General features: G+C 52.0%; 19 protein-coding genes. 18 read left to right on the top strand and 1 reads right to left on the bottom strand.

Annotated features, from left to right (window positions below; translation table 11 throughout):
• Positions 1-5: 5 nt before the first annotated feature.
• The 13 genes from ACFQ03_RS07960 (at position 6) to ACFQ03_RS07900 (ending at position 18,187) form a co-directional block, all read left to right on the top strand.
• A complete protein-coding gene (locus ACFQ03_RS07960) occupies positions 6-920 on the top strand; it encodes a polysaccharide deacetylase family protein (RefSeq protein ID WP_144932617.1) in 915 nt (304 codons plus the stop codon).
• A gap of 108 nt (positions 921-1,028) precedes the next feature.
• A complete protein-coding gene (locus ACFQ03_RS07955; RefSeq protein WP_144932619.1) occupies positions 1,029-1,883 on the top strand; it encodes a CPBP family intramembrane glutamic endopeptidase in 855 nt (284 codons plus the stop codon).
• 708 nt (positions 1,884-2,591) lie between these two features.
• On the top strand, positions 2,592-3,047 hold the full coding sequence (locus tag ACFQ03_RS07950) for an Hsp20/alpha crystallin family protein (RefSeq protein WP_150959930.1): 456 nt from the start codon (positions 2,592-2,594) through the stop codon (positions 3,045-3,047).
• A gap of 1,115 nt (positions 3,048-4,162) precedes the next feature.
• Entirely contained in the window at positions 4,163-5,377 is a 1,215-nt protein-coding gene (locus ACFQ03_RS07945) for a GTP-binding protein (protein WP_379287283.1), read from the top strand.
• Between the two features lie 201 nt (positions 5,378-5,578).
• Positions 5,579-6,601, top strand: coding sequence for a permease (locus ACFQ03_RS07940; protein WP_144932625.1), 1,023 nt, complete (start codon positions 5,579-5,581; stop codon positions 6,599-6,601).
• 57 nt (positions 6,602-6,658) lie between these two features.
• Positions 6,659-7,672 (top strand): TIGR03943 family putative permease subunit, encoded by a 1,014-nt coding sequence (locus tag ACFQ03_RS07935; protein WP_144932627.1) that lies wholly within the window; start codon positions 6,659-6,661, stop codon positions 7,670-7,672.
• Positions 7,673-8,051: 379 nt separating this feature from the next.
• The gene (locus ACFQ03_RS07930; protein ID WP_144932629.1) at positions 8,052-8,759 is read left to right on the top strand and encodes a metal ABC transporter ATP-binding protein; all 708 of its coding nucleotides are present in this window, start codon (positions 8,052-8,054) and stop codon (positions 8,757-8,759) included.
• A complete protein-coding gene (locus ACFQ03_RS07925; RefSeq protein WP_144932631.1) occupies positions 8,705-9,589 on the top strand; it encodes a metal ABC transporter permease in 885 nt (294 codons plus the stop codon). Before ACFQ03_RS07930 ends, ACFQ03_RS07925 begins: the two co-directional genes overlap by 55 nt.
• A gap of 72 nt (positions 9,590-9,661) precedes the next feature.
• Entirely contained in the window at positions 9,662-10,897 is a 1,236-nt protein-coding gene (locus ACFQ03_RS07920) for a metal ABC transporter substrate-binding protein (RefSeq protein WP_379287279.1), read from the top strand.
• Positions 10,898-11,029: 132 nt separating this feature from the next.
• Positions 11,030-11,464: a Fur family transcriptional regulator gene (locus tag ACFQ03_RS07915; RefSeq protein ID WP_144932635.1), complete on the top strand. Its 435-nt coding sequence runs from the start codon at positions 11,030-11,032 to the stop codon at positions 11,462-11,464.
• Positions 11,465-12,487: 1,023 nt separating this feature from the next.
• Positions 12,488-14,464, top strand: coding sequence for a putative thiazole-containing bacteriocin maturation protein (locus ACFQ03_RS07910; RefSeq protein WP_144932639.1), 1,977 nt, complete (start codon positions 12,488-12,490; stop codon positions 14,462-14,464).
• Complete coding sequence (locus ACFQ03_RS07905; RefSeq protein ID WP_150959934.1) at positions 14,461-16,407, top strand: TOMM precursor leader peptide-binding protein; 1,947 nt, start codon at positions 14,461-14,463, stop codon at positions 16,405-16,407. The genes ACFQ03_RS07910 and ACFQ03_RS07905 overlap by 4 nt, the downstream gene beginning before the upstream one ends.
• A gap of 130 nt (positions 16,408-16,537) precedes the next feature.
• The gene (locus ACFQ03_RS07900; protein WP_379287276.1) at positions 16,538-18,187 is read left to right on the top strand and encodes a SagB family peptide dehydrogenase; all 1,650 of its coding nucleotides are present in this window, start codon (positions 16,538-16,540) and stop codon (positions 18,185-18,187) included.
• 219 nt (positions 18,188-18,406) lie between these two features.
• On the opposite strand, the gene ACFQ03_RS07895 is transcribed toward ACFQ03_RS07900, so the two are convergent.
• Positions 18,407-19,042, bottom strand: a complete 636-nt coding sequence (locus ACFQ03_RS07895; protein ID WP_379287274.1) for an SAP domain-containing protein — start codon at positions 19,040-19,042, stop codon at positions 18,407-18,409.
• Between the two features lie 249 nt (positions 19,043-19,291).
• Here ACFQ03_RS07895 and ACFQ03_RS07890 point away from each other — a divergent pair, with 249 nt between their 5' ends.
• From ACFQ03_RS07890 to ACFQ03_RS07870, 5 genes are all read left to right on the top strand, one after another.
• On the top strand, positions 19,292-20,305 hold the full coding sequence (locus ACFQ03_RS07890) for a hypothetical protein (protein WP_379287272.1): 1,014 nt from the start codon (positions 19,292-19,294) through the stop codon (positions 20,303-20,305).
• 93 nt (positions 20,306-20,398) lie between these two features.
• The gene (locus tag ACFQ03_RS07885; RefSeq protein ID WP_144932649.1) at positions 20,399-21,337 is read left to right on the top strand and encodes an ABC transporter ATP-binding protein; all 939 of its coding nucleotides are present in this window, start codon (positions 20,399-20,401) and stop codon (positions 21,335-21,337) included.
• A gap of 11 nt (positions 21,338-21,348) precedes the next feature.
• Positions 21,349-22,098, top strand: coding sequence for an ABC transporter permease (locus ACFQ03_RS07880; RefSeq protein WP_144932651.1), 750 nt, complete (start codon positions 21,349-21,351; stop codon positions 22,096-22,098).
• Positions 22,095-23,078, top strand: coding sequence for an ABC transporter permease (locus ACFQ03_RS07875; RefSeq protein ID WP_144932653.1), 984 nt, complete (start codon positions 22,095-22,097; stop codon positions 23,076-23,078). The genes ACFQ03_RS07880 and ACFQ03_RS07875 overlap by 4 nt, the downstream gene beginning before the upstream one ends.
• A gap of 179 nt (positions 23,079-23,257) precedes the next feature.
• Positions 23,258-25,903 (top strand): LuxR C-terminal-related transcriptional regulator, encoded by a 2,646-nt coding sequence (locus tag ACFQ03_RS07870; RefSeq protein WP_186328155.1) that lies wholly within the window; start codon positions 23,258-23,260, stop codon positions 25,901-25,903.
• Positions 25,904-26,073: the final 170 nt, after the last annotated feature.

Raw genomic sequence — 26,073 nt, 5'->3', positions numbered from 1 at the left:
AAAGCATGAAGCGATCTTTAATCATCAATTGCGATGATTTCGGCCAGTGCAAGGCAGCGAATCAGGCCATTTTCCAGCTTCTTGAAGAAGGCAGGGTCTCCTCGGCGACGATTATGCCCCCGGCACCGGAATTTGCAGAGGCGGCGGCATGGTGCCGCAGCAGGCAGGAGGTCAATGTCGGTCTGCATTTGACGTTGACCAGCGAATACGACGGGCATCGCTGGCGCAGCTTGACGGGGCTGCCTTCTCTTCATGACGAGAGTGGTTATATGTACAGGACGATCGAGGAATTCGAAAGGAACGCCGAACCGAAAGCGGTTAGAGCAGAGATCAACGCCCAATTCCAGGCCGTGGCCAAGGCCGGCCTGAACATATCGCATGTGGACAACCACATGGGCAGTCTTTACGGCTTGGCCACCGGTAAGACCTATCTCCCGGTCGTCTTCTGGGAATGCGCCAAGAGAAAACTGCCCTTCCGCATCTTTCGCAAGATTTACGCCAAGGATGACTTCCTGGCCTCCATTCCCAACGCGGAGCAGACGCTGGCCGGCATTGTCGCTCTTGCGGATACGCTGGGCGTCGGGATGCCGGATTATTTGCTCACCCATCCTTACCATGTAGAGGAGGGCGAGACGTATGACAGCTTCAAGAAAATGCTGGTGAAGAAAGTATACGAGCTTCCCGAAGGGATAAGCGAGACGTATATTCATCCGGCCGTAGAGGATGACGAGCTCAAGAGCTTTCTGCCCTCCTGGCCCAAGAGGGTGTGGGAGCACCGTCTCATGCTGGACGACGATTTCTCATACGCGCTTAGAGATGCCAAAGTGTCGCTAACGACCTACCGGTCCATACGGCCGATAGGCGGAAGCTCCCGGTTCCGCTCGGCGGCTTCGCTGTTAAAGATGCTTGTCAAAAAATGATGGGCCCATCCGAGCGACTGTCCGTAACAACGATGGGATTGTCACGGCAGGGCAAACCCGGTACAATGAATAAATTGGAGCAAAGCCGAAGCGTATAGGGGGCATCCGTTGACTGGATTAAAATACGATAAATCTAATGAAGCACATTCTTATCGCACCGAAGGGAAGGAGAGGCGGTTCCTTCCAGAGGTTCTGTTATCGGGCTCGTTCGTACTGATGATCATATTCACCCAACTGGAAGGCGGTAGGCCCTATTTGGCCGGGTTGGCTGTTTTGCTTGCAGCGGCGCTGCCCCGGATCAATCAGCGGTATTATCCTCTTCATACGACTATTCTCGGGTATATGGCCGGTTTTCTGCTATACAGGGTATTCAATCATTGGCTCGAAAGCCTTGCCTTAGGACAGGAAAGCACCGTTCTGCTGAATCGGCTGTCCCTTCTTTTGTTAGTCGCCCCAATGGTTTTGCTTTCGTTATGGTTTCGGGAGAAGCCGATTCCTTATTTGAACAAGCCCGATCTTCGAACCAAGCTGTTTTTTCCATGGATCGATTCCGGTTTTCATCAAGTTAGCGTGAAGATGTTTTTGATGCTGGCGATTCTTATTAATCTGCTGGTGTTTGCTCCTTTTGTCATGCAGCGGACCGCATTCCTCGATCTGAGCTTTGTCCTTATCGCGATATCCTTCGCCGTGATTAATTCCTTCCTGGAGGAGGTTATCTGGAGAGGGGTGCTGCTGCGGAGATTTGGAGAAACGATAGGGGCTAAACCGGCTCTGCTGGTCACGAGTCTCGGCTTCGGACTTCAGCATTACTCCCTGGGCTTCGACTGGTGGATTTGCCTATTGTTCGCCGGCGGCGGTATTTTCTACGGAGCGGTCGTCCTCCGGTCAGGCAGCCTCTATCCCGCGATCCTATGGCACGGAGTAATCAATCTGTTAATGGTATTCAGCGGTATGATCCTGTAAACCGAGTTCAAGCTAGGAGGTACAAGCCGGCATACGTCCGGATTAACCTGGAGTTCATCGGGTAAGAGACCGTGTCGCGGGTGCAGCCTTTCCTTCGCCCAGACCGGAAACAGCACAGAATGTCAGCTTGGCTACATCGTAATTCATAATTGTCAGCCCGTCGCCGATCGGAACTCCCGTGATTTTGGCCGGACGGGCTTTGATATTTTATCTGTATGCACGGTCGGAAAGCTATCCAGGCTGGGGCATTTTTCTTCCTCCAACAAAATCAGCACGAGCTTTTCAGCGGACCTCACCAGAACGCACGAACCTTCGCAAGTTTCTTAAACAGTGCAGAATTAGGCCCAACGATTCTGTAAAATTTCCCTGAGCTCTAATCCAATAAACTACAACAAGTCAGATAAAAAATCGCCATTCAATGGAATGCTGTCCGCCGCAGCGATCCTTCTTCACTTTGGTCCCGTCAGCATCATCATTAATTGTCAGAGTTATGACAGTCTTAAGCAAATAAATGTATAGGGCGGACGCCAGACATGAAGCCTCTTGCCCCGAGAAAAGGTTACTTACTCTGTGCGGATCACCGTTCCCGGAAGTAAGCTGTTGTATGAATAGTGAGGAAAAGTTGTGAACGCCCCATCCATAATCCGGGTCCGTACCTAATTCTCCGCTGATGCGTATAATGTACGAAGAGAAGTGGGGGGATGTGAGATGGAGAGCTTTTTTAAAGAGCCGCTGGAGCTGCAGAAGCTGTTGGATCAACTGACGAAGGGGCAATTTCCTTTCTCCTCGGAGCAAGGGACGGCTTCCCTGTTCCCGGATTCGAATTGGATTCAAAATTACGTTCAAAGTCTGCTGAAAGAACGTATTCCCGAGGCGGTCCCGGCTCAATGGAATCCGCAACCGGAAGTATTCGAGACCCACCGCTCCGTCTTCGTAAGGTTCGAGCTGCCGGAGGAAATTGATCCGTATATGTTGAAAATTCGTGTATACCCCGCATCATTGCAAATGGAAGGCTGGGGAGAGCGTGAATATAAAGTCAAGCTGCCTGCTCTTGTCTCTGCAAACCGGAGCAAAGCTGTGATGAAGGACGGAATTGTCGAGATCCGTATGCCCAAAACCTCGCGCAAAGGCAACGGAAAAGAATTGTATCTCAATCTATATTGAGAGCTCAAGCCCGAACAACAACCGGACACTTAGGACCGGCGGTGACTGCTTACCCGGAGTAACTTGCAGTCCCTGCCGGCCTGCCTTCACTTCATCTCGGCCATGCACTATGTATCGCCGCAACATTTATGAAAAACAACTCGGACTTTCTCCACTAAATGAAGAAGCAAGCTGGTTTTACCCCCGCCTAAAAACCTCTTAACACAGCCATCGAAGGGCATCTCCTCTGAAAATAAACCATCATTTTCAACCGTCTGATGGCGCCCGTTTGAGGGTACCGGTGGCGCTTTTCCGACTTGGAGTTCTACCTTGAAAAAACCGTCTATTTTTCATTTTCTGCTGGAACCGTGCAAACGGAATGGCGCGTCTAACTGGATTTCTACAGCTAGTTTGCTCCTCTGAAAGCGAAATGGAAACTACCTTGAAAATCCGTCTATTTTACCTTCTGCAGGCATCGTTGCAAGCGGAGCGGCACGTCTACCTTGAAAATCCGTCTATTTTCACCGTCTGCTGGTGCCGTGCAAACGGAATGGCGCGTCTAACTGTATTTTGTACAGGTAGATTCAAGCGAATGGGCGAAAATGATCAAACTAACTGGATAAACTACAGTTAAAATGGGCAACTTTGGGCGAAACGGCTGTTTTGGCGCAAACTAGCTGTAGGTTTTCCAGTTAGTTTCCATATTTCTTCTGAATATAGAAATCTAACTGTATGAAATCCATTTAGTTTTCAAATTTCACACTATTGAAGCCATTCAACTCTATTCTACCTTGAAAATCCATCCATTTTCATCATCTGATGGTGTCGCGGTCAGCGGCATAGGGTCAAAATGGAAGAGTTTCCATTTACTTCAATCTCTTTCCGCCATTCACTTGAATTTACCTGTATAAATACAGTTAAATCGTCCCGAACCCATTAGAAAGCAATGGGTTTCTAACTTATATTTCGCCCGTCCAGCCAACGCTTTGAATCGATTTTCGCTCTGCGAAAGCTGAGTTATAAAGAGCAGAGCAATTCCCGAGATTGGATTGACATGACGAAATCAATCATGATACACTTCAAATCATCGTAATCATTACGATTAAATATGTGCTATAAATAAAGGAGGGTATTCAATGAATGAGCAGAAAATTCCGGTCACCGTGCTTAGCGGATATTTGGGTGCAGGGAAGACCACAATTTTAAACCATGTTCTAAACCATCGCCATGGGTTGCGTGTGGCCGTTATCGTCAACGATCTCAGTGAGGTGAATATAGATGCCGGGTTGGTGAAGGATGGAGGAGGCCTGTCCCGGACGGAAGAGAAGCTGGTGGAAATGTCCAACGGCTGCATCTGTTGTACGCTGCGGGAAGATTTACTGCGAGAAGTGGAGAAGCTGGCTATGGAAAACCGTTTCGACTACATCCTTATCGAATCAACCGGCGTTTCCGAACCGGTTCCTGTGGCCCAGACATTTACATATATTGACGAGGATCAGGGGGTAGACCTGTCCCGATTTTGCCGATTGGACTGCATGGTGACGGTCGTTGACGCGAATCGCTTCTGGCATGATTTTTCGTCCGGCGAAACTCTTCTGGAGCGCAGACAAGCTGTAAATGAAGACGATACGAGAGATGTTGTCGACCTATTGATCGATCAGATTGAATTTTGCGATGTATTGATCCTGAATAAATGTGATATGGTGGCGGAAGAGGACCTGGAAGAGCTGGAGCAAGTGCTGCGCAAGCTTCAGCCGCGTGCCCGACTCATTCGAACCGTTCAGGGGAAGGTCGATCCGGCGGAGATACTGAATACCGGCTTGTTTGATTTTGAGAAGGCCAGCCAGTCTGCCGGCTGGATTCGGGAACTGGAGAACGGCTTCCATACGCCGGAGACGGAAGAGTACGGTATTTCTTCGTTCGTATATGAACGAATCAGGCCGTTTCATCCGGGGAGATTGATGGAATGGATGGAGGATTGGCCCGTAGAGATCGTTCGAGCCAAGGGAATTATGTGGCTCGCTACCCGTAACGATTACGCACAAAGCATCAGCCAGGCCGGTCCTTCGATCCGATTCGGGCCGGCCGGATATTGGGTTGCGGCTTTAAGCGAAGAAGAAAGGCGTGAAATCTTGCAGGAAGAAGCCGAACTGGCCCGAGACTGGGACCCGGCATATGGGGACAGGGTCAATAAAGTGGTCTTCATCGGGATCGATATGGATAAGGATAAGCTGATCGCTTCCTTGGACCGTTGTCTACTGTCCGACGAAGAGATGAACGAGGATTGGAGCGATTTCCCGGATGAATTTCCTAACGTCGGAGAGATGGCAGCGGAAAGGCCCGGACGGTAATTAAGATATGTCATTCAGACAGAGACTGCATGAAAATCTCGTGTTGTAGTTGTTTTTTTACGCCTTTAATTGTAATATTTACACATATTTATTATATAATATAGCAATGCATGTCCTGCAGCGGTTACGGAAAGGCCATGCTCGAGCGTTTGTGTATCGCTGCAGTAGAGAATCCGCCGCTTTAACATTAAAGGAGGCTCCATGTTGCGTACTAATCCCGTTCAGTTGGCCTTAAATGGTTTAATCATCGTCCTGATCAGCTTTTTACTCGTGCTGGCGATGAATCCGGAAGTTTTGGCCGCGGCTGTTCCCGTATTCGGCTCTGTGGAACTCCAGTCCTTTAAAACAGTGCTAATCAGTTTGATTTTGGAAGTGCTTCCCTTTATTCTGATCGGGGTTCTCGTGTCCTCTTTTATGCAAACCTTCGTTTCGGATCGCATGATTCAGCGCTTCATTCCTCGCAATGCTATGATGGGCATTATGTCTGCTGTCCTGCTTGGCATTATATTTCCGGTATGCGAGTGCGGATTAATCCCCATTATTCGCAGGCTCGTCGCCAAAGGAATGCCGCTGTATGTCGGAGTTGTTTTTATATTGACAGGGCCGATTGTCAATCCGATTGTCTATGCCTCCACGTATAACGCTTTCCGCACCCGGCCGGACATTCTCTATTCCCGGATGGGACTCGCGATCCTGGTCGGTGCCTTTATTGGACTCTTCGTGCACCATTTTGTTAAGAAAAATCCGCTCAAAAACAGTCCGGCTACCCTCTGTGCGGATTCCGGCAGTGACCACAAGCACCGCCCTCATAATGGCAACAGCAAGCTATTTTCCATGCTGGAGCATTCGGCAAGCGAATTTTTTGAGATGGGCAAATATTTAATGTTCGGAACGATGGTAACCGCCGCTATTCAAACCTTTGTCCCGAGAGGTGAACTGCTGGCCATCGGCCAGGGAGAATACAGCTCTCACCTGTTTATGATGGGCTATGCATATATTTTGTCTCTCTGCTCCACATCCGACGCCTTTGTCGCCTCGTCCTTTGCCGGTACATTCTCGGCGGGCTCTTTGTTATCTTTTCTGGTGTTTGGCCCCATGCTTGATCTGAAAACAACGCTGATGTTCCTTTCCGTTTTCAGAACGCGGTTTGTGCTGCTGCTGATCGTTCTTATCACGTTTTCGGTCTTTATCGGGTCTAATATATTCAGCCAGCTTTTCTTGTAAACGGGATATAAAGTGCGCGGAAATTGATCATCTCTATTCAAAGTGAGGTTGCTAAGGATGGGAGAACGTTCCATGACCCTTCATTATTTGCTGCGGTCCGCTATTCTTGCAGGTTTCTCTTTCTATATCATTCACCTTGTCCGCTCGGGAGACATGATGTATTACATAGCCCCGAGAATGGAGCCTTATGTGAAATATGCCGCTTTCGGTTTGACTGCTCTCGCCATTCATCAGGCCTTTGCAGCGGTGCAATCTCTGTTCGGCACAGCGGAGTCCTGCGGTTGTGATCATGTTCCTCCCCGGTCCATGCTGATGAACGGCATGATTTACGGATTGTTTTTATTTCCTCTTCTTCTCGGTTTTCTTATGCCAAACATGGTAATGGGGAGCAGTGTGGCTTCTGTGAAAGGAATGAATTTCAGCGGCGCGAACAACGTTTCTTCCAGGCCGGCTGGTTCAGCAAATCCCGTAACGACGCCATCTCCGATGGGGATGACCGATGTTCCATCCGGTCTAGGGATGGAAGCGAATGCTGACCGTCCGGGGAATAACGATTCCTCTAACGGGAGCGAGCGGAAGGAACAAGCCGGGTCGCAGGCTGCGGTAGACGAAGAGAAGCTGCAGGAGCTGTTCCGGGCGGAGGAATTTTTCGACGACTTGGCTAAATTGGGGATGAAGCTGTACCTGCAGGAGAAGATTGATATTGAAGCGGAAGGCTTTATGGAGATCCTTTCCACGCTAGACCTTTTTATGGACAATTTTATTGGAAAACCTGTTGAAATCAGCGGCTTTGTATATCGGGAGAACGAAATGTCGCCTAACCAGTTCGCTGTGGCGCGGCTTGCAATTTCTTGCTGCGCGGCGGATGCTTCCCCTTACGGTGTCATGGTGGAAGCTTCTTCGGCCGGGAATTATGCGGAGGATACGTGGGTGAGGATAACCGGAACCATTGGTAAAACTCTGTACAATGATAATGAAATTGTCCAAATCGATGCTGAAAACATCGAAAAAATAGATGCACCGGAATCCCCTTATGTCTATCCCGACTATTACTACTTTGACGATCTTTAAAGGGATAAGCGGAGCGATTCCCGGTATTTGTTTTTAAACCAACTTCAAGATTCTTATGAGGATAAAAGGGACACCACACTTAATCGGTTCTGAAGGACCTTCCGGCAATCCCAACGAACTCCGATGGCCTCATTTCCAGGAAATGCAGGCGAAAGCAGGAGAATTCCATGAAATAAGCGTGTCTGTGTCCGTCTAAGAAAACGGCCTAGGTTGACGAAATAGAGTCTCTCATGTCCGTTACAGCTTATATAGATTTCTCATCATGACACTTTATGAAAATAATAAGTATTACTATTTACAAATCGAAGAACATAATGTAGTATATAAAACTATAAAATTTAATCGTAATAATTACGTATAGTTGAAAAGGAGGGAGAATATGCTGCTGGCTGCGATGGAGAAGGTCACCTTTGGTTACACGGACTCGCCATGCCTGCAAGATGCCAGTATGGAGCTTGATACCGGTGAATTCGTCGTTATTACCGGTCCTAACGGTGCTGCCAAAACAACGCTGCTCAAGCTGATGCTCCGTCTGCTGAAGCCGTGGAGCGGACGCGTCTGGCTGGCGGAGCGAGGGGTTGGCGGCCACAAGCTGTCTATCGGATATGTTCCGCAGAGGATCGCTTCCTTTAACAGCGGATTTCCCAGCAAAGTCTGGGAATTAGTCGGCTCCGGACGCTTCGCCAACACAATATGGCCGAGAAGATGGACGGCAGAAGATCGGCAGCAGACGGAAAATGCGCTGCGCCAAGTCGGCCTGTGGGAGCTTCGGGACCGGAAAATCGGCGAATTGTCCGGAGGACAGAAGCAGCGGATTTGCATTGCCCGCGCTCTCGCGCAGGAACCGGATTTGCTGTTCCTTGACGAGCCGGCCACGGGTCTGGACAGCCAAAGCAGGAAACAGCTCTATGAGCTGCTGGACCGTCAAGTCAAGGCCTTCGGAAGAACGGTCGTTATAGTTACGCATGATTTGGCCGAGGTAAACGGCTATACCAACCGCATCATCCAATTGCACAGAGAGGAGTACGGGAGATGGAAATGCTGCACTTCGATTTCATGCGGCGGGCATTTTACGCTGGCGGATTAATCGCTTTGCTGGCTTCCGTGCTGGGGGTTTATCTGATGCTTCGCAGACAAGCCTTAATGGCCGATACGCTGTCTCATGTTTCGTTAGCCGGCGTAGCCGCCGGCACGATCCTGCAAATCAATCCTACGCTGGCGGGATTTGCCGTAGCGGTTGCCGGAGCGGCGGCGGTAGAAATCATCCGGCGGTTCTATCCATCCTACAGCGAAATGTCCGTCGCCATTATTATGACCGGCGGGTTGTCGACCGCTGTCGTTCTGATGAGCTTGAATCAAGGTATAAATAAAAGCTTCTCCGCCTATTTATTCGGCTCCGTGGTCGCCGTCAATCAGCAGCAGCTTTGGCTTATGTTGATCGTCACCGTAGTGGGCGGGGTTTACCTATGGCTCTTGCGCCGCCCTCTGTATCAGATGACCTTCGATGAGGAGACGGCCAGGGCGAACGGCCTTCCCGTTCAATTGCTGTCGTTTTCGTTCAGCGTATTGACCGGAATGACGGTCGCGGCCGCGATGCCGATTGTCGGAGTGCTGCTGGTTTCGGCTTTAATCGTGCTGCCCGCCGCCCTCGCCATTCGGATTGCTGCGGGCTTTGCCTCGGCGGTTGTGCTGTCCATGCTTTTCGGGTTAACCGGGGTATATGCAGGGCTGACCTTGGCCTATCAGCTAAGCACGCCGCCCGGAGGGACCATTGCCTTGGTTCTGCTGGTGTTTTTGTTAATCGGATTAGGGGCGAAGCGCGGCTGGCATCAATTTATAAAGATCAGAAAACGTAAATCGGCCGGGCAAGATACAGCTTTGCAGGCAGGGGCGGCTTCTCGCTCCTCTCAATCCTAATAAACAACTTACAACTTACTGGCAACGTACAAGACGGGGTCTGCGTTGCGCAGAATTTTATGGAGGAAGATGATGAGTTCAAAATCTGCATTCAATAAAACGTTAGTCATTGCCGCTGCTCTCCTGTTGATTTTGGCAGGCTGCGGAGCGAAGAAGGATTTGAATAACGATGAGACTATTCCGGCCGTGGGAGACCTGCCGGAGAAGCTAAAGGTGGTTACGACGATCTATCCGATTTATGATTTTACCCGCAATGTTGCCGGGGAGCATGCGGAGGTCATCCCCTTGATCCCGCCGGGAGCCGAGCCGCATGGATGGGAGCCTACACCCCAGGATTTGAAAGTGATTCAAGCAGCGGATGTCTTTGTATATAACGGGGGCATGGTCGAATATTGGGTCGATCAAGTTCTGGACAGCATTAATCATCCTCAGCTGATTAAAGTGGAGGCTATCGCGGGTCTGGAGCTGATGCCATACTCCCACGATCATTTCCACGACCATTCTCACGGACACGATCACGGACATAACCATGACCAAGAAAAATCGGTTGAAGGGGATGCTCACGACCATGCTCACGACCATGCTCACGATCATGACCACGATCATGACCACGAGCATGCCCATGACGCCCATGCCGAAGAGCATGGCCATGACAAAGAAGCACATGGAGAAGCTCATGTCCATGATCACAGCGAGGACAATGACACACATAACGAGGAGCATGCCCAAGACGCTCACCATGAAGAAAATGGTCACGATCATGACCACGGACATGGCGAAGGAGAGCTGGATCCTCATGTTTGGACCGATCCGGTTCTGGCTCAAAAGCAGGTGATGAATATTATGGAGGGGTTGGCCCAGGCCGATCCGGACCATAAGCATGAATATCAGAAGAACGCTGAGGAATATATCGCCAAGCTTCAGGATTTGGACAAAGCCTTCCGTGAGATGGCCGCTAATGCGAAACGCAAGGAATTTGTCGTCCAGCATGCAGCCTTCGGTTATTTGGCGGAGCGCTACGGATTGATTCAGCTTCCCATAGCGGGACTTTCTCCCGAACAGGAGCCTTCTCCTTCACAAATGGCTGACATCGTGAAATTTGTCAAGGAAAACGAAGTGGGAACTTTATTTTTCGAAACTTTGGCGGATGCGAAAATTGCGGCTGTCCTAGCGCAGGAAACCGGGGCCAAAACAGCCGTGCTTAACCCGATCGAGGGGCTGACCGCGGACGAAGCCGGGCAAAACCTGGACTATATCGCGATCATGAAGGAGAACCTCAGCGCCCTTCAAGATGCCTTGAACGAATAGCACTCGCCTTAAGGTTTAGGAAAAGTCGCTCCGCGTATGAAATCAGAGACGAAGCCGAAGCTTGGCAGCCGCTTGACTAGCTTTCCTCATTCGTGCACTATAGACATATTACGTTGTTTAAGGGGTAGTCGAATGGCGGAAAATCAAACAGTTCAAACGATGCTGGATGCGATGTCCAAGAAGGGCTGGAGAATAACCGACCAGCGCAGAAGACTGGCCGAATTGTTTTCCACTACTGATGAGTACTTGTCGCCCAAAGATGTTTACGAGTATATGAGGCAAAAATATCCAAGCGTAAGCTTCGATACAATTTACCGAAATTTGCGACTCCTTAGTGAAATGGGGATCCTCGAGCAGTTTTATTTTTTGGACAGCGGCTTGAAGTTCAAGGCCAATTGCTCCACCCATCACCACCATCACTTAATCTGCGTCAATTGTGAGAAAACGGTCACCTTTGACTATTGTCCCATGTGGCATGTTTCCGGACTTCCGGAGCAGTTTGACATTCTGAATCACCGATTTGAAATTTACGGAATTTGCAACGAATGCAAGACGACGGCCAATTGAACACAAATGGATTGACAGCAGGGTCTCTCTGTAGCCGATGGGCAGCAGGGCGGCCCTTTTTCTATGAGTATAAATTATAGTCCCGGGGCTCCTCGCTAAGTACTTGTATAAACCTTTATCGAAGCAAAGCAAGAAGATCGACCGCATTTAGAGGAAGGTTTAGACACCGACTCCGTTGTGTGCGGACGGAATACGCTTGCTATAAGAGCTAAGCGTCACTTAGTGGGTTTATTCTATGCAATGCTTACTTCCAAAGAGAAGTTATCCGTTACGCCTATTCGGGCGAATGAAAGAGTAACAAAAGCGGATTTTTAACATATGTTGGTATATCTGCAGCCCAGGGTTATTCCCGTACCGAGTCTATCCTTGGGTCTCATCCGACATTTAAAATTAGGAGGAAACGGAATGAACGAGTTTAAAAATCAACTCCAGAACTTGGAGGCTACCGGGTTTCAGACGGGTCAGGTCACTTCGTGGGATACCCTGACCCAGAACCAGGATCCGGGCCGACTATGCATCGGATTTTGCTTTGTTCAGTGCTTTAACTGCTTCAATTGCTTCAATTGCTTTAACTGTTTCCGCTGCAGCAACTGCTTCCGCTGTCATAATTGCGCTCGCTGCTTTAATTGTGCACGCTGTCAAAGCTGTGCTCGCTGCCGTTAGTTTGGCCGGTTGGTCAAGTGCGTAAGCATCAAGACCGTCTGGAGGTTTGATCCGCGCGAGGCTATATGGCATCACAAGGAATCTTGCGCGGTCCGACGGCTTCTTTCTCTCCATCCCGGAAGTACATGAAGGGAAAGAGGCCCAAGACTATACATAATGGAGCCGCCCGATGCCGCCCTGTCCGGACCGGAAGGATGGCTTCTCTCTGCGGAACCGAAATAGCTTCAATAGAGCTGTGCAACAAGTCGACAAGAAAGTCATGTCGGACATCTTTCTCTACATAGGATTTAAAGTATGGCGATAGACGGAATGAGAATAGAATGTCGGTAGATATGAAAAGGCTCGATGAGGAGGATTGAAATGCCGGTTTTGAACCCTTCTATGCGTTTAAAGGTGAATCGGGACACCTTCTATCTTCCCGAATCGGACGGAGGCGTATATTTTCGCAACAACATGGTTTCGTTCCGTATGGAAGGCAGGGCAATTCGCCAGTGGATCGAAATGCTGATCCCCATGTTCAGCGGCGAATATACATTGGCGGAATTGACCGACGGGCTGCAGGACGCGCATCGGGATCAGGTCTATGAAATCGCCAGGGTGCTGCTTCAGAACGGTTTCATACGGGATCTCAGCGAAGACCGCCCGCATCAGCTGCCTGACGAGGTTCTGGATAAGTATGCTTCGCAGATTGAATTTTTGGACAGCCTGGGCGGTTCGGGGGGCTACCGTTTTCAAAGCTTCCGGCAATCCAATGTGTTGGCGGTCGGGTGCGGACCGCTCCTGGTTTCGCTGGCGGCGGCCCTGCTCGAATCCGGATTGCCCGGATTCCGCCTCTTGGTTACGGATTCGGTGCCGACCGACCGGCGCAGACTGGAGGAGCTGGTTGAGCATGCCCGCAAGTGGGATTCTTCGGTAGCGGTGGAGGAGGTGTCGCTTAAGCGGAAAGGGGCGCAGGGCTGGCGGGAGTTGGTAAGGACCTTCGATGCTGTCTTGTATGTATCGCAGAACGGAGGGGAAGGGGAGCTGCGGCTTCTCCATGCCGTGTGCAAAGAGGAGAAGAAGGTGCTGCTCCCCGCCATTATCCTTCAGCAGACGGGTATGGCCGGACCGCTCATTCATCCGGAAACGGACGGCTGCTGGGAATCGGCCATCCGCCGAATACACCGGCCCGCTCTGTGCAAGGAAGAGCCGCAGCATCATCTCTTCTCGATCCCGGCAGGGGCCATGCTTGCCAATGTGATCGTGTTCGAATGGCTGAAGACGGCGGCGGGAATATCCGAAGCGAAGCTGAACAAGCATCTGTTCCTGCTGGATCTGGAAACCCTGGAAGGAGACTATTATCCGTTCCTTCCCCACCCTCAGGTGACAGGGTATGCGGGCGCCGAATGGATACATGATGTGGAAGCCCGCCTGGAGCGAGGCGCGGCCAAGGATCGAGCAGGCTCGGGGACGAGCGGGCTCTTCGCTTATTTCACCCGGATAACATCGGATAAAGCCGGGATTTTACGTATTTGGGACGAGGGGGACTTGATCCAGCTGCCGCTCTCCCAATGCCGGGTGCAGGCGGCGGATCCTCAGTCGGAGGGACCGGCTGAGCTGCTTCCGGAGATCATTTGCTCCGGCCTTACTCATGAGGAGGCACGGCGGGAGGCGGGGTTGGCCGGACTGGAGGCCTATACGGCACGAATGGCCGCGCCCTTCCTGGAGACGCTTTATCTCCATCGCCGCGAGGGGATGAATATGGAGGCACCGGAGCTGGTTCTCGGGGTAGGGGCCGGCGAAACGCCGACGGCCGGGATCAGCCGGGGGCTGCAAGCTTGTTTGAGAGAGATGCTGCGAAGCCGGACGGCCAACGGACCAACTACAGTCTATCCTATACAGTGGAACGGGACCGAGGATGGCCGCAGCCGTTATTATTATCAGGCATTGACGACGATGCAGGGCGAGCCGGAAATCGCCTTGGGAGAAGGGCTGTCCGGCTTTCCCGTTGTATGGGTCGGCTCGGGCGGGCATTGGTACGGCGGAGTCGGCTTGAATCGGACGATGGCCCTGCGCCTGGCACTGCAGCAGGCATTAATGACCGTGCAAAATGACGGGAAACTTCCTTCGGGTCAAATTCTCGAAGCCGCTTCCGTACGGAAAGGAGACAGGATATTACAGTGGACGGAGTTTCCCGCAGTGGATTCGGAGGAGGAAGGGATGCTGCTTAATGCTTTGCGGACCTTGAAAGAGCATGAACGGCCGCTCCTGGTCTGCGATTTGGCGCTGGAGCCCTTCCTGAAAGAAGGCCCGACGGGGGTATTCGGAGTGCTTCTTCGAAAGGAGGAATCGCTGTGAGTGCGGTTGTTACGATAATCGGAAGCGGTCAATTGGCAGACTTCGTATCCGACGAGCTGAGCCCCCGGTACGAAACGATTCGTCGGACCGATGGGCAGACGGCCATTCTTGAAGAGACGGACATAGTGCTGCTGCTGCACGATACATGGCGACCCGCCCTTCATCGCGAAACCGGGAAGGCGCTCCAGAGGCTGGGCGTCCCCTGGCTGCGGGGCTTCGTCGCCTTCGGGGAAGGCGTCATCGGCCCGCTCGTTCGTCCGGGAAGGCCGGGCTGCTCCTTGTGCGCGGATACGCGGCGGCATATGGCCGGCCGTGACCGCCGGGAGATGTGGGAGCTGCAGCAGAAATGGGAGAAGGATGAGGGAAGGACCGGGATCGATGCGTGGTCCTCAAGAACGGGCCTGCGCCAAATGGCGCTTATATTGGCAGATGCCGTCCATAATGTTCTGCAGGGCGGACAAAGCCGATGGGAAGAAAGAATCTATCTGATCCATCTGAAAACTTTGAGAAGCTCCAGCCATTTCTTCCTCCCGGATCCGTTATGCCCGCTTTGTTCGCAGCCGCCGGATGATTCCGAAGAGGGGGCCCGGGTCTCTCTTCTGCCCAGGCCGAAGCCGCATCCGGACAGCTATCGCTGCCGTTCCCTGAATGAGCTGAAGGATAGGCTGCGCAACGACTACCTGGATCATCGCAGCGGTTTCCTGAATGGAACGATGCGGGATCTCGTATCTCCTTTTGCCGATGCAAGCGTGAATTTGCCTCTGTTCGCGGATAACGAGGGCTGCGCCGGCCGCACCCACTCTTATGAGATCAGTGAATTAACGGCGATTCTGGAGGGACTGGAACGTTATTGCGGGATGACTCCGCGCGGCAAGCGGACTGTGGTCCGCGGCAGCTTTCGCCAACTGGAGGGGCAGGCGCTGGATCCGGTTAAGGTTGGCCTATACTCGGAGGAACAGTACAAGCGGCCCGGTTTTCCCATGCGGCCGTTTGATCCGGATCAGCCGTTGGATTGGGTATGGGGTTACTCCTTTATGCAGGAGCGGCCGCTTCTGGTGCCGGAATCGCTAGCCTATTACAGCTCGGGCTGCGGGGAGCGCTTCGTGCATGAAACCTCCAACGGCTGCGCCTTGGGAGGAAGCTTGGAGGAAGCCGTTCTGTACGGTTTGCTGGAAGTGGTGGAACGGGACTCGTTTCTTATGACCTGGTATGCCCGATTGCCCCTACCGCGTCTGGACCCATACTCTGCGGGGGACCCGGAGCTGTCGCTGATGATCGATCGATTGCAGGCGGTCACCGATTATGACGTCTATTTGTATAACTCCACCATGGAGCACGGCATTCCCAGCGTATGGGCCATAGCCAAGAACCGGACCGGCAAGGGAGGAAATCTCGTCTGCGCGGCCGGAGCGCATCCCGATCCGGTGCGAGCGATGAAAGGCTCGATTCACGAGTTGGCCGGCATGCTGCTTACGCTTGGCGATAAGTTCGAGGAGAACCGGGAGCGATATATCCCCATGCTGCAGGACCCGTTTCTGGTCAGGGACATGGAGGATCATTCGATGCTGTACAGCCTGCCGGAGGCGGAGCCGCGGCTTCATTTTCTGCTGGATAACAGGGAGACGCCGCGAACGGTGAAGGAGGAGTTCAAGCCTGTGCCTAGACATGCCGATCTGACGCAAGACCTGCGGGAGATCCTCGACAACTTCCGGCGCTTGAAGCTGGAGGTCATTGTCGTGGATCAGACCGCGCCGGAATTGGCGCGCAACGGGCTCTCTTGTGTGAAGGTTCTAGTTCCGGGCATGCTGCCGATGACGTTCGGCCATTCTCTTGCACGTCTGACGGGGCTGGACAGATTGTGGCGGGTTCCGGTTCAGCTTGGACATGCGGAGCAGCCTCTCACCCCGGAGCAGTTGAACCCTTATCCCCACCCCTTTCCTTAAGCGATGAATAGTTCGTTTTCGTGCTTTACAAGCCGGACATAATAGAGCAGGTCTCTTTTTAAATGGTACGAACGATTTAGAGAGATGTATAAAATCCTATATCACTACGGGAACGGACAGGGGGGATAGAATGAATCTGGATGAATTTGTTCATCAACTGCAGAAGGATACAGACAAGGTCCGGCCTCCGGACTGGGAGGTGGATTGGGCCGACGCCCCGCTGCCGTATAAGCTGTATCGCGGCTTGCCCGCTTATCCGCTGTCTGCGGCTATCCCGTTAAATTTGGAAAAGCGGGCAGAGCCGGCCCTTCCCGACCTGTGTAAGCTGGGTCATTTTCTCTGGTATGTCTTCGGGTTGACGCAATTCAGCGAATCTCTGCTAGGGTCTCGTTCCGGGGAACAAGGAGCGGATGCCATCTGGCTGCGCAGGAGGTTTGCCCCATCCGGAGGGGCTCTGTATCCAAATGAATTATACCTGTATCTGAAAACCGCAGGGCTGCCGATCGGGGTTTATCATTATGATGCGGCCCATCATCGTCTGGTGCTGCTGCGTGAAGGCCTTATGGACTGCTATCTGGCCAGGGCGCTCGGCCATCGCAGCGATCTGTCGGCTTGCTTTGGCGCCGTTTTTCTGTCCGTCCATTTTTGGAAAAATGTATACAAATACAGCTGCTTTGCTTACCGTCTGCACGGGCTCGACACCGGGGTGGTGATCGGGCAGCTTCTGGAGACGGCCGAACGGTTCGGTTTCGTTCCGGGAGTCTACCTCCAGTTTCTGGATCGGGCGATCCATCATCTGCTCGGCCTTAAGGGAGAGGAAGAGAGTGTTTACGCGGTCATTCCACTGTCCTCATCTCCCTCCCGTACCTGGTTTTCCGTCCGGCGGAAGCATGAAAACATAGACTCCGCCGCTGAATTATGCCGGGAGCTGCCCGCCATCCAGCCGAAACATTATGGCCGGTCGCGAACGATCAAGGAATGCCGGAAGCTGGTGAAGATGAACGAGGCTTCGTGGCAGGACACGGCAGCGGCCTTTCGAATGTTCAAGAGAGGGATGGAACGGCGCGAGGCTGCGGTTCATCAGGCTTCGGCCCCGACCCCGGCACCTAAGGCCAAAGGTAATATCGGCGGCGTGATGGCAGAGGAACGGGTAGAACTGCCGGTGGTGGAGAGGCTGTCCTACGATTTGGCGGCGGCCTGCCGCCGCCGTTCTTCGCCGGATCTTGATTTCGTCATGCGTCCCGTGAGTCTGCGGCAATTGGCCGCTCTGCTCCAGGAAGCGGCCGCTTCTCTAGTGTACGCCCACGACCTGAACGGTTCGCCGGAATCCGTCCTCTCGCGGATTTCCATTTACGGATGTTTGAAGGGCGTTGAGGGGGTGGCGGACGGCGCTTATCAATATGATCCGGCCGCACATGCTCTCACGCTTCTGCGTCCCGGGGATCACCGGCTTTGGCTGCAGCAGGGGATGACCTGGCATAACGTCAATCTGTCCCAGGTGCCTCTTTGCCTGCATGTCGTCGGAGACAAAGACCATCTTATGAATACGTTCGGATATAGAGGATACCGGATTCAGCAGATGGAGGCGGGCATGCTCGTGCAGCGGCTGCTGCTGGCAGCTTCCGCACTCGGCTTGGGAGGACACCCGCTTCTCGGTTATGACGTGAACCTGGTGGACGAAATCTATTTCCTGGCCCGGCAGAGGAAGACCAGCCTGATCCAGGTGCCGATCGGGGCTTATCGCCCCCGCCTGAGATTGACGGGAGGGCTGCATGGCTGAATGCCGGGCGGCCAGTCCAGCCTCTAGTACAGGAAAGATTCGGTTCGACCTCAAATAGCCGGCTGCCCGATAGGATGATTTCGCGGCTCCAATCGAGCAATTCCATAAAGAGCAACCTGGTGTCGCTGTCTTTATTTCATAGCCAATAGCGCTATCCGACTTGTGTCGCGATTATAGGGCTCTGAACATGGGGTATTTCCAGGTGTCTTCGGATAGGAATTATTTTGAAGTCGTTTCAGAGTTATTTCTCAAATAATTCTCCAGTAGGCGTGGAGAGTATTTTTTCCGTCCGGGCTGGTCCCGCACTTGCCTCCACAGATGGGCAGCCACCTTCATTCGGTCTTTGCGGATCGCTTTCGAATTCGGATCTTGATTAAAGTCTTTAACAAATTGGTTCCACTGGTAGGTGCTTTCCTCCGGGCCGCCCGCTTGTTTCTTTCCTTCATAGATATCGATCAAATCGGCGACAGTCATGTCCAGATCCCCGCGGCGCTCTGCTTCCCTTAATGCCGCCGCCATTTCCTTGGTAAACGAGAAACGGGGCTGTTTATAGTAGCGGGCAAAGAATTCCCGGGCCTTCTGATTAAATTTGAAGCCATCCGGTATGAGCCGGGTATCCAACGATATTTCTACGGGCTCTTTCTTCATTCGAATGGAACTATTGGCCTTCCGCTGGTCGGTGGTAACTTCTCCGCCCAACCATTTCTTGATTCGGAATAGCAATTCGGCTTTGGTCCCTGTTGCGGGGATGTTATGCAGGCGGCAGATATTCTCCAGTTCCTCTTTATACCAATAATGTCTATCGAATTCCTCTACCGTAAGCTCAGTGGAAAATTCCGGACGTGATGGATTCATATTTGCTCCTCCCCTTTTAACCGTGATCGTTTATTGCTTGCCCCTTAGTCACATTAATCAAAATTGTACCATAGTTGTTCGTTGGCGAACATACTTTCTGTGCGGTGCTTTGTTGAACGCGGTGAGGGGATGCCTCCGCTTTTTGTAAGGAAAACATTTACATGATACCAAAGCAAATGTATTATGATCTTAATACTTATTTCCGAAAGGAACGACAACTTCGCTTGAGCCAGATCGAGGAGGAGAAATATGAAGAAGTTGATGCTATCCATGGCAATGCTTGTTCTAGCCGCCGCTTGTTCGAACCCGGTACAGGGAGCCCGCAGCGACATGCCGGTTCCCGCGAACACTCCGGAAGCCGATAATAACAAGATCACGGTAGATACTCCGATGACGGTTTCAGAGACTCCGATTCCCGAGAGCCGCAAAATATTAAAGATTAAGCTGGTAGACGGCAAGTATTATGAAGACCGGAATCCCGGGCCTTACCAGGGGGCCAATTATGAAGGAGATTTCGTATTTGAAATCAGCGATGAGGCGGGCGAAGTGCTCGGTACGACCGGTATCAACGATTTTTACAACGGGCAAACCTTGACGTTCGTCGATCCCTTCGAGCTCGTTATGGAGGATTACAATGGCGACGGCCTGCCGGATTTTACACTGGGCCAGAATATGAACAGCAACGGCAAGCTGTACAAGCTGTTTTCCGTTGGAGACGATGACCGGATTCGTGAACTTCCGGTTGAAGGTCAGTCGGAGCTATACATAAGCGGCGGGGAGGGAAGCCGTTACTCCGTAAGATTGGAGCGGACGGGGCCGGGAGAAGTGTCGTACCAGGCCTATGATCAGCTTATGGGCGAAACAGCCTCCAAAACTTTGAAGTGGGAGAACGGGGCTTTTGCAGAAGTAACCAGGGAGACGGAAGTGATTCTGGATCCTCTGCCCGAGACCGTCTCGGAGCTTGCGCTGCAGCTGTCGGGCAAGATCAAAGGGGTAAGCCTGCCTTACTTCTTCTACCAGGTCGAGGACGGACATCATTTTCTGGCGGAAGGGAAAATCGAAGTCCGGGATAACGGTGAATTCTCGGCAGCCATACCTCTCAAGCGGCCGACGAACGGTTTCGGCTCGGTCGTGTTCTACGCAGACTTGAACGCGAATGGGCGTTACGATCTTGAAGAGGATACGGAATGGAAGCTGGGATCGGCCTTCTTCGCATTCGAAGAGTCCCTGGTCGTTCCTCTTTCGGACCTTGGAACGGAATGAACGGATAGAATCAACCTTCAGAATCAACCATTCGGTTGATTCTTTTTTTATTCCTTCGCGGTACGATAGGTTCCGGAAGGAGTGATAGTGCAGATGAAGCCGATTATTGAAGTGAAGCTGCTGGAGAAGAGCTTTAAAAATCGCAAAGCGCTGCAGAATATATCGTTCGAGGTTTATCCGGGGGAAATTTTATGCTTCCTCGGCCCCAACGGGGCAGGGAAGAGCACGACCATTAATATCTTGTCGACGGCACTCCGTTACGACCGCGGAGAGATCCTCTTTCAGGGGGAGAAGGTGGGGGCGAATGCCGCCCGCTTCAAGCGGCAATTGGGAATCGTCCCGCAGGACTTGGCCATTTACGAGGAAATTACGGCCGAGCAGAATGTCAAATTTTTCGCTTCCTTGTACGGATTGCGGGGGCAGGAGCTGCAGCGGAGGGCGGATGAAGCGCTGGCCTTCGTCGGCCTCTCGGAGAGAAAGCGGGACAAGCCGAGAACCTTCTCCGGAGGGATGAAGCGAAGGCTCAATATCGCCTGCGCTATTGCTCACAAGCCGCAGGTCATCATTATGGATGAGCCTACGGTCGGCATCGATCCGCAGTCCCGCAATCATATCTTGGAATCGATCGTCCGGCTAAAGGAGCAGGGGGCCAGTATTATTTATACGACCCATTACATGGAAGAAGTCGAGGAGATCTCCACCCGCATCGTCATCATCGATCACGGGCGCATCATAGCGGACGGGACGAAGGAGTCGTTGAAGGAATGCCTGGAGGAGGAGAAGCTTTACGAAATTGACGTGGAGAATACGATCGGCCTGAACGAAGACGAGCTGTACCGGATTGACGGGGTGAAGCGGGTGCAGGTCGGCGAGAATCATATTCGCGTGACGACGCTAAAGGGAATTGAAAATTTGGACAGAATCATCCACACTCTCATCCATGCAGGTATGAGAATTCAAAATATGGCTACTTCATCGGCCAGTTTGGAGATGGTGTTTCTCAAGCTGACCGGAAGAACGCTGCGGAATTAGGGGGGCTTGCAATGAGGCTACGAGGCTTCTATGCCATCTTCAGACGGGATTTGCTCAACCTGCTGCTCAGTCCGATTCTGGTTTCCGTGAATACGATATTTCCTCTGCTGCTGGTGCTGGTGCTTGGCTATATAGGAAGCGGAATCTATGCCGGCGGAGAAGTATCCTCTTATGACTATTACGGAATTACCATAATGATTTTCATGGTGCTTAACGTTTCGATAACCGCTGCAAACAGCTTTATGGAAAGAAGCATCAGGCCGAGCAATTTGCGGATTCTGTATGCTCCCTTGCCCGGGTCTTATATCTACCTGTCCAAAATAGCCGCCACTTTCGTATTCACTACCGCCTGCCTCTGTTTAATCGCCGGGGTGTTAGCCGTCTGCGGCATCGGGATCGGGGGAGCCAATATGGGATACGTTCTGCTTCTGCTGATCGGGTTCAATTTGTTTTCCTGTTCGCTTGGTATCCTGTTTTGCTGTATTTTCAAAAGCGAGGAATTGGCGAACAAACTGCTCAGTATCATCAACAATGTATCCGCTCTGGCCGGGGGCTTGTTCTTTCCATGGGACGGATTGGGCAAGGTCGCCGAGACGATCTCCGGCCTGTCTCCGGTCAAGTGGGTGGCGGAAGGCGTCTTCCGAATCATCTATGATTACGACCTCGGGATACTGCTTCCGACGTTGGCGATCTGTCTGGCTGGCTCGCTCGTCTTGGCATGGGGCTGCAAACTTTCCTTTAGAGCGGAGGATTATGTATGAACGGAATGGCACAAGTATTTAAAAATAACGTTTATCGCATGATGAACCGCAAAGCTTATCTGCTGCTCACGTTAAGCATAACGATAGCGGTTATGGCGCTGGCCATTTATTTGACATCGGCATTGGAAATGAAGGGTAGAATCGCGGTGGTAGGCGAACCGGATTCCCTGCCGGCGAACGTCCGCCAAGCTTACAAGGTGGAGCCGCTGGATGCCGCTCCACCGAAGTCGCAGCTAGTCCGCAATAAGTATGACGCTGTTTTGACCGACCAAGGGAACGGAAGCTATTCCATCGAGGCGATCAAGGGCGAACCAATTACCGCGAAGCTGGAGCAGGCGCTGGCACATCCCGACCGGTTGGTGACCGCGGATGGCAAGAGGGGGGTAGGCACCAATATACTGGGATTTCTAGTTATGGTTATTTTGCTGGAAGGCTTTCTATTCATGACCTTCTTTCCGGAGGACAAGGCGAACGGGACGTTCCGCCGAATGCTTACTTCCCCAGTTCGAGCAGGCAGCTACCTGTTTGCGCAGTGCCTTTTTTGTTGGATCATCGTCTACGTTCCTACCTTCGGCTTGATGGCCGCCGCCTCCCAGCTGCTCCATATCGATATCGGGCTTGGACTGCTTCAATATGCCTGGCTGCTTGGCCTGCTGGCACTGGTTGCTACCGCCTTCGCCCTTTTCATGTCGTCGTGGATCGAGAACAGCGATCAGATGATGACGCTCGCAGGAAGCCTCATTTTGTTGACTTCGCTGCTTTCAGGCAGCTTCTACAGCTTCACGCCCGAAGGCGGGATGAAATGGCTTGTAGCCGTTCTGCCGCAAAAGCAGTTCCTGACCGTCGTGCAGGCTCTCGAGCGAGAGGCGGCTATGGAAGATTGGGCTTGGTCTGTCGGCTATCTGCTTCTGCTGTCCGGATTGTTCTTCCTCGCGGGCTGGGGGCTCTGCCGGAAGAGACTGGCGGAAGGAAGGTATTGAACCGTGGTATCCTGTCCGAATATCTGCCCGCTAATAAAAGCAAGGCAGGGTTTTTCATCCGCCAGCCGGATGGATACCTCCCGCATTCACGGGAGGCTTGGCTTCGGAGGGCTGGAAATCACGGATTTGGACGGTTCTTCTGACTCGGAAGCATATTGATGTTAGTGGGGAGGTCTGGCATGATAAGAGGGGGACGCGGCTCGCTGCAACCCGAACATTCACAGGATTCGGAAGGGATAAGGATGGACGGCATAAGGCTGATACCTGCTAAATTAAAAGCGCCCCCTCCGCGCAAAAATTACATTCGTCGGGAAGCTCTGTTCCGGAAGCTGGAGCAGTTGGAGGAAGGGAAAGTAGCCGTCGTGCAGGGTGCTGCCGGAAGCGGTAAAACCACTCTGGTCGCTTCATTCATGAAGGAGCATCCGGAGCAGGAGTTTCGCTGGATCAACCTGGATGCGGACAATAACGAACTGTTCTCGTTCTGGCATTATTTGCTGGAAGCGATCAAGACTGATTTGGGCGGGCAGATGGAAGATCTGTACGCCGTTTTTGAGGCGCTGCCCCAGAAGCAGGAGATCGAGAAGCTGCTCATTTTCCTTGTTAATCAATTGGGGTCCGTGCAAGGATTGACGCTTGTTCTGGATGATTTTCACACGTTGGACGATCCGTCCTTGCTGCAAACCTTTGAGCTGTTTATGAAATACAGCCCGGACCAGATCCGCTTTATTCTCTTAACCCGCGAAGCCCCGAAATTGTATCTGGGCGAGTGGATGGTCTCCGGACGCTATGTGGAAATCAACGAACAAGATTTGAAATTTTCTGCCGAAGAAGCGGTGCTTTTCCTTCAGCATACGTTGGAATCGGGTGTGGATGAGGAGTCGGCCGCACGGCTCAACCAATGGACGGAGGGCTGGGTGGGCGGATTGCAGCTTATAGCGCTGGCCAGGTCTCATCGGAAGGAGCTGCCGTTCGGCCAGAACCGGGGACTTAACAAATATATGATCAATTATTTGTCCAACGAAATATTATCTTCCGTAAGTCCCGAGGAGAAGCAATTTCTGATTCGCACCTCCATTTTAAGCTATTTTAACGAAGCGATCTGTAACCGTCTGTTGGGGATAGGTCACGCCAATTCTATCATTCACAGGATGGCCGACAGAAACATGTTCCTGGTGACGATAGACGAAGACGAAGGGCTTTATCGCTATCACCACTTGTTCGGGGAATTTTTGCGGTGGAAATTTTCGGAATGGGATGAGGAGACGAAACGCAGTTGGCATATGAAGGCCGCTATCGTTTATGAACAGTCTGGCGATCTGGAGGAAGGCGTCAAGCATTATTTTCAGGCGGGCGAATACCGGGAAGCGCTCGGACTGATCGGCAGGATGCGCCAGACGGTTAAGGGCTGGGGTTATTTGCGCCAAATTCCTCTGGAATACCTTATCGAAAGCCGGGATCTATTGTTCCAGAGGCTGTTCTACCACTTCTGCAATTTGGAAATGGAGAAGTGCAGACAAATTTTGGATCGCCTGCAAGACAAGCCGAAAGACGATGTTTTCTGGAATGCTTTCCAATTTACGCGTTTTTTCATAGATGAGAGTCTGGAAGGTCTGGAAATGTATCCGAATTCGATAGACGAGATCGAGCGGATGGGTTTAAGCGAGGCGACCAAGGCCATCATCTATTTGTCCAGTTCCCTGCTGCTCGGCCTGCGGGATCAATATGCGAAAGCGCTTGAATGTATAGATAAGGCGATTCAACTGGAGAACCGGTTCAATAATCCTTACATTCGTTACTTTGCATGGACCAGCAAAAGCCAGCTTCTGGAGTCTCTCGGCGAATTGAAAGAGTGCGAGCGGATCTATGAATCGTTGACCCGCTTGATGGAAGACCACCTCTATCTGACCCCTCTGGCCGCCAATTGCTTGATTGGAGAGGGCGGCATTTATATCAAAAGGATGCAGCTGGATAAAGCGGATCAATTATTCGAACGGGCGAAGGATATGCTGCCTAAAGAATACATCTCCATGGAGGTCAGCTATATTCACAATCGAATTGAGATGTGTCTCCTTCGCGACGACAAGCCGGAAGCGGCCGATTGGATGAAGCAACTGGCTGCGTTTCGAATTTATTATCAGCACCCGCTCTACTATTCTTCGATATTGAAGTTCCAATGGCTGATCGGTGAAACGGACCCCGAGCTGCTCCATTCGTTTACCCAATGGATAGAACAGGGTGAAGATTATCGTCCTCGCCGATATGAAGATCTGCTGCTGTATGCGCGGATTTTATTCTCGCGGGGCGATAAGGAGAAAGCTTTGGCTCAACTGGATGATATTTTGAAGGATGCCCGCAAGCACAAGATCAAACTGATTCTGGTCGAAGCCATTTTGCTGAAGCTGGCTATTCTCGATATGGACGGGACGGGAAGCAAGAGGGAGCGGTTGAATCTGATCCGCGAGGCAGTCCATTACAGCTATGCCAATGAGATGGTTTCCCCGTTTGTATTGGAGGGGGAGGCCATCCGGCGGGCATTAATCGAACTTGTGAAAGAACAGGAGGACGACCTGCTCGCCAGGGAGAGACAGTTTGTCCATAGAGTGCTTTCCCTGTGGGACCGGAACAAACCGGAAAGTCTGTTAAGCGAACGGGAGCTGGAGGTGCTGACGGTGCTTTCCTCCGGTTTGTCCAACAAAGAAATAGCGGAGAGGCTGTGCATCTCCATTGCCACGGTTAAAACGCACATGATCAAAATCTATGCCAAGCTGGAGGTCTCCAACCGGACGGAAGCCGTAGAGAAAGGGCGCCAATTGGGCTTGCTGTGAGAAAAGCCGTTCCCCATCAAGGAACGGCTTATTTTCAAAATATAAGAAAGTATAAGTTTCACCTTATACCTGATCTCATATTTCATCGGTAAACGCGCCCGTCCTAAGGACGGCGATAGCCGTTTATCCTTGTGCCGCTCCGGCAGTCCGGGTATGGTTCCATAGAATCA

This window comes from Paenibacillus residui (assembly GCF_042677205.1).
GTDB classification, from domain to species: Bacteria; Bacillota; Bacilli; order Paenibacillales; family NBRC-103111; genus Paenibacillus_L; species Paenibacillus_L residui.
Note: the sequence above shows the minus strand (reverse complement) of the source record. Positions and strands in the feature narration are given on the sequence as shown.

Coding starts and splice junctions, on each gene's coding strand:
- ACFQ03_RS07935 (WP_144932627.1), top strand. CDS start 6,659: ATGGGAGAACGTTCCATGACCCTTCATTATTTGCTGCGGTCCGCTATT.
- ACFQ03_RS07870 (WP_186328155.1), top strand. CDS start 23,258: ATGATAAGAGGGGGACGCGGCTCGCTGCAACCCGAACATTCACAGGAT.
- ACFQ03_RS07910 (WP_144932639.1), top strand. CDS start 12,488: ATGCCGGTTTTGAACCCTTCTATGCGTTTAAAGGTGAATCGGGACACC.
- ACFQ03_RS07960 (WP_144932617.1), top strand. CDS start 6: ATGAAGCGATCTTTAATCATCAATTGCGATGATTTCGGCCAGTGCAAG.
- ACFQ03_RS07885 (WP_144932649.1), top strand. CDS start 20,399: ATGAAGCCGATTATTGAAGTGAAGCTGCTGGAGAAGAGCTTTAAAAAT.
- ACFQ03_RS07930 (WP_144932629.1), top strand. CDS start 8,052: ATGCTGCTGGCTGCGATGGAGAAGGTCACCTTTGGTTACACGGACTCG.
- ACFQ03_RS07915 (WP_144932635.1), top strand. CDS start 11,030: ATGGCGGAAAATCAAACAGTTCAAACGATGCTGGATGCGATGTCCAAG.
- ACFQ03_RS07945 (WP_379287283.1), top strand. CDS start 4,163: ATGAATGAGCAGAAAATTCCGGTCACCGTGCTTAGCGGATATTTGGGT.
- ACFQ03_RS07875 (WP_144932653.1), top strand. CDS start 22,095: ATGAACGGAATGGCACAAGTATTTAAAAATAACGTTTATCGCATGATG.
- ACFQ03_RS07880 (WP_144932651.1), top strand. CDS start 21,349: ATGAGGCTACGAGGCTTCTATGCCATCTTCAGACGGGATTTGCTCAAC.
- ACFQ03_RS07925 (WP_144932631.1), top strand. CDS start 8,705: ATGGAAATGCTGCACTTCGATTTCATGCGGCGGGCATTTTACGCTGGC.
- ACFQ03_RS07890 (WP_379287272.1), top strand. CDS start 19,292: ATGAAGAAGTTGATGCTATCCATGGCAATGCTTGTTCTAGCCGCCGCT.
- ACFQ03_RS07940 (WP_144932625.1), top strand. CDS start 5,579: ATGTTGCGTACTAATCCCGTTCAGTTGGCCTTAAATGGTTTAATCATC.
- ACFQ03_RS07895 (WP_379287274.1), bottom strand. CDS start 19,042: ATGAATCCATCACGTCCGGAATTTTCCACTGAGCTTACGGTAGAGGAA.
- ACFQ03_RS07950 (WP_150959930.1), top strand. CDS start 2,592: ATGGAGAGCTTTTTTAAAGAGCCGCTGGAGCTGCAGAAGCTGTTGGAT.
- ACFQ03_RS07920 (WP_379287279.1), top strand. CDS start 9,662: ATGAGTTCAAAATCTGCATTCAATAAAACGTTAGTCATTGCCGCTGCT.
- ACFQ03_RS07900 (WP_379287276.1), top strand. CDS start 16,538: ATGAATCTGGATGAATTTGTTCATCAACTGCAGAAGGATACAGACAAG.